Raw genomic sequence first — 3,410 nt, 5'->3', positions numbered from 1 at the left:
TCTTGCCACTGGTCTCCCAGCGGCGCACGGTCGCGGGCGAAACCCCAAGAGCTTCCGCCGCCTCGCCTATCCTTACTTTGTACACTTTTTTGCTCATGTTTGGCAAAAATGTACAACTTTAATCGCAACAGTTCAAGCCCTCTCCACCATCGTGTTGGAGAAGACCCGCGACATCGCGATCCTCAAATCCATGGGCTTCCACGCCCGCGACGTGCGGCTCATCTTCCTGTTCGAGGGCCTGATCATCGGGGTGATCGGCAGCCTCTTCGGGCTGGCCCTGGGGGCCGGGCTCATGTATGCCCTGTCGCAGGTGCAATTGAAACCGCCCGGCGTCACCGACCGGGTCTTTCTGCCGATCTGGTGGGGGGCGGGCCAATTCGCGCTCGCCGCCGCCTTTGCCATGGCGTCCTGCCTGCTGGCGGCCTACCTGCCGGCGCGCCGCGCGGGCCGTGTCCACCCGGTCGAGATCCTGCGGGGCGCGGCATGAGCACCATCCTGAGCGCCGAGCACCTGGTGCGCATCCTGCCCGGCGAGGTCCCGGTCACCCTGGTCGACGACGTGTGCATCACCATCGAGCGGGGCGAGTTCATCTGCATCATGGGACCCTCGGGCTCCGGCAAGTCGTCGCTCCTCTATCTGTTGGGCCTGCTCGATGTCCCGACCGCCGGGCGGGTCTGGCTCGACGGCGAGGACACCAGTGCCTACGGGGAGGATGCGCTCGCCAACCGGCGCCTCTCGAAGCTCGGGTTCGTCTTCCAGTTCCACTTCCTGCTCGCCGAATTCACCGTGCTCGACAATGTCACGCTGCCCATGCGCCGCCTGGGCCAACTCGACGAGACCGCCGCCCGCGCGCGCGGCCTGGACCTGCTGACGCGCCTGGGGGTCGCCGACCAGGCCGACAAGCACCCCCACCAACTCTCCGGCGGCCAGCGCCAGCGCGTCGCCATCGCCCGGGCGCTTGCCAATGACCCGCTGGTGGTCCTGGCCGACGAGCCGACCGGCAACCTCGACTCCGCGGCCGGCGGCACGGTCCGCCAGATCCTGCGCGACCTGGCGCACGAGCTGGGCAAGACGGTGGTCGCCGTCACGCATGACCCCGCCTTTGCCGCCGCGGCGGATCGGCGGATCGGGATTGTCGATGGGAGGATCGATGTGGACTGGCGGCCGGGGTAGGGGCGGCCTTATCTGCCGGCCCTCGTGACCTCGCTACACGGACCGGTCAGCGTTCGCGTCCGTGAGCGTCCTGGCGTCGAAGACCCGCTCGCCCCAGGCCATGAGGCGGTCGACATCGGCGCCCTCCAGACGCGCGAGCGCCTCCGGGGGCAGGGAGCCGAAGCGCGTTTCAAGCTGGCCGCGTAGCAGGCGCGCGATCCCGATGGCAACGCCTCGCGCTTCACCACGGCGTTCGACATAACTGACATACGGCATCTGTAAGCCCTCCTCGATGCGGAAGATCGCATCAGTGTATTGCAGTTCCAGGTCCTCCGGCAGGCGCAGTATCCAGTCGATGAACCGGTACAGGTCGATGATCCGCTGCCGCGTCAGGCCCCGCTCGTAGAGCCGCCGCGTGAGATAGAGCTTGCGCTCGTAGCGCGCCTGGTCGTCGTCGCGGGTGGCCTGGGCGGCCAAGTGGGCCAGCACCAGGGTGGCAAAGGGATTGTCGCTCGCCTCCAACTCGGCCTGGCGCGCCGCGTAATCGAGCAACTTGACGCTCGGAAACACGATCCCCAGACGGCTGCCCAGCGCCCGACCGCGAACCCGCCGGGACGCCGGCCGGGCGCGGTGTCGGCCAGGACCGCAAGGCTGACGATCTCGCGGCGGTAGCGGTCGTAGAGCCGATAGGCGAACTCGGCCGCGGCGACGGGGAAGAAGAAGGCCATGAAGTCCGGGAGGTAGCCTTCCAGGATATCCTTCCACGGGCTGTCGAAGTCGTCGGACATGCGGCGGGACCGGTTCCAAGGGCTGATGGGGCGAATTTAGGGCGCCCGTGCCGGGTCAGTCAACGGGCAGTGACAATGGCTGCCCAAGTCCACACCATGCGCGTTCTAAGAGCCCTTGGTCATCCCCCGCCGGGGCTTGGGTCCAAGCAGGGCCTCCAGGCTCTGCGCATCGAAGATAGCCTCCAGCCAGCCGTCCAGTTGGTCGATGGCGGCGGCGCCCAGGCGTTGGACCGCCCACCGGGGCAGGACACCAAAGCGGCGCCTCAGCAACCGCTTCAGTCCATCGGCTTTACCTTCGGCCTTGCCTTCCGCCTTGCCCTCGGCCTTGCCGATGGCCTCGCCCTTGGCAAAGATTTCCTGATAGGCGCGTGTTTGCTCCAGGGGAACCAGCACAGGTTACTGAGTACGGCGGAGACTGGCACGCAACGGTTGCGGGTGCAGTGCGTGAGCGGACCGCTCTGGAAGACTTGGCGCGTCAGGACGGGCGCGGCATCCGTCCCATCGTCCTATACCAGGCAGAGCGCAAGAAACAAGGCACGACGACCGTCTCGACTTTGGCCATTTTTGCAGTTGGGCGACGGCCCCGCGCGTGACGCCGCGGTGGTGGCGAAGCGTGCGCTGAGCGGGGGTTGCGGCGGCCGATCGTCGCGGCCAGCCAGCATACGCCCGTGGCCGTGGCACGCGGGGACACACAGGGGAAGGCAGGCGGGCCACCAACAGTGTATGTTCCGAAGTCGACCAAGACACCGGACGTACCCCCTGATGCCCCACCTGCCAGCCTCAATTGTACCGACTTTGCTGCCCTTTGCGCCGCTGTTCACCGCGCCGACCTGGCGCCATGTGCAGGTCTTGTTGACCGGCACGTTGCTGGCCCAAGGCCCGCGCACGGTGGCCGCGGCCCTGCGGGTCATGGGGCTGGCGCACGCGCCCCGGTTTGAGCGTTACCACCGGGTGCTGAGTCGGGGACGCTGGTCGGGGGTGCAGGGGTCGCAGATCCTGCTGGGGCTGCTGATCGCGCTGCTGCCGCCCGGCTGGCCGACGCTGCGTCTGCTCAGCGGGGTCTGTCTCTGGCATACCCCGGGGTGGCCGCCCCTGCCGATCCGCTGGGTGCTGGCCGTCGATCCGGCCGCGCCACTCGCCCCCGAGGCATTTTTCACCACCGACCTGAGCGTGCTGCCAGTGCGCGTGATCGAGTGGTTTGTCTTGCGTTGGTCGATCGAGGTCACCTTCGCTGAAGTCCGTCGTCACCTGGGGGTGGAAACCCAACGCCAGTGGGCCGCCAAGGCCATCGCCCGCACCACGCCGGCGTTGCTGGCGCTGTTTTCCATCGTCTGCTTGATGGTGCATCGGCGGCGTGAGCACTGGGCGTCCTTGCCGCGCGCGACCGCTTGGTACCTCAAGCCGCAGGCCACCTTTTCCGATTGCCTGGCGCTGGTGCGCCGCACCATCTGGGCCGAGGGGAATTACGTC

At 67.6% G+C, this 3,410-nt stretch carries 5 protein-coding genes and 1 pseudogene; 3 read left to right on the top strand and 3 right to left on the bottom strand.

The window, feature by feature from the left end:
- Positions 1 to 97: MerR family DNA-binding transcriptional regulator (locus QZY48_RS34560; protein WP_366929626.1), on the bottom strand; the 97-nt coding region annotated here is incomplete at its 3' end.
- 24 nt (positions 98 to 121) lie between these two features.
- On the opposite strand from QZY48_RS34560, the gene QZY48_RS02220 reads away from it, so the two are divergent.
- Positions 122 to 487 carry an FtsX-like permease family protein gene (locus QZY48_RS02220; protein ID WP_366929627.1) on the top strand — a complete coding sequence of 122 codons (366 nt, stop codon included), beginning with the start codon at positions 122 to 124 and terminating at the stop codon, positions 485 to 487.
- A complete protein-coding gene (locus tag QZY48_RS02215; protein ID WP_295427116.1) occupies positions 484 to 1,173 on the top strand; it encodes an ABC transporter ATP-binding protein in 690 nt (229 codons plus the stop codon). Before QZY48_RS02220 ends, QZY48_RS02215 begins: the two co-directional genes overlap by 4 nt.
- Before the next feature lie 33 nt (positions 1,174 to 1,206).
- Here QZY48_RS02215 and QZY48_RS02210 read toward each other — a convergent pair whose 3' ends face one another.
- Positions 1,207 to 1,722, bottom strand: a complete 516-nt coding sequence (locus tag QZY48_RS02210) for a hypothetical protein (protein WP_295427114.1) — start codon at positions 1,720 to 1,722, stop codon at positions 1,207 to 1,209.
- A gap of 323 nt (positions 1,723 to 2,045) precedes the next feature.
- Positions 2,046 to 2,333 carry a DUF4351 domain-containing protein gene (locus QZY48_RS02205; RefSeq protein WP_295427112.1) on the bottom strand — a complete coding sequence of 96 codons (288 nt, stop codon included), beginning with the start codon at positions 2,331 to 2,333 and terminating at the stop codon, positions 2,046 to 2,048.
- A 369-nt stretch (positions 2,334 to 2,702) separates the two neighbouring features.
- Between QZY48_RS02205 and QZY48_RS02200 the strand changes: the two are divergent.
- Positions 2,703 to 3,410 (top strand): annotated as a pseudogene (locus tag QZY48_RS02200) (hypothetical protein); the annotation flags it as partial.

This window comes from uncultured Thiodictyon sp., assembly GCF_903828115.1.
GTDB lineage: Bacteria > Pseudomonadota > Gammaproteobacteria > Chromatiales > Chromatiaceae > Thiodictyon.
Note: the sequence above shows the minus strand (reverse complement) of the source record. Positions and strands in the feature narration are given on the sequence as shown.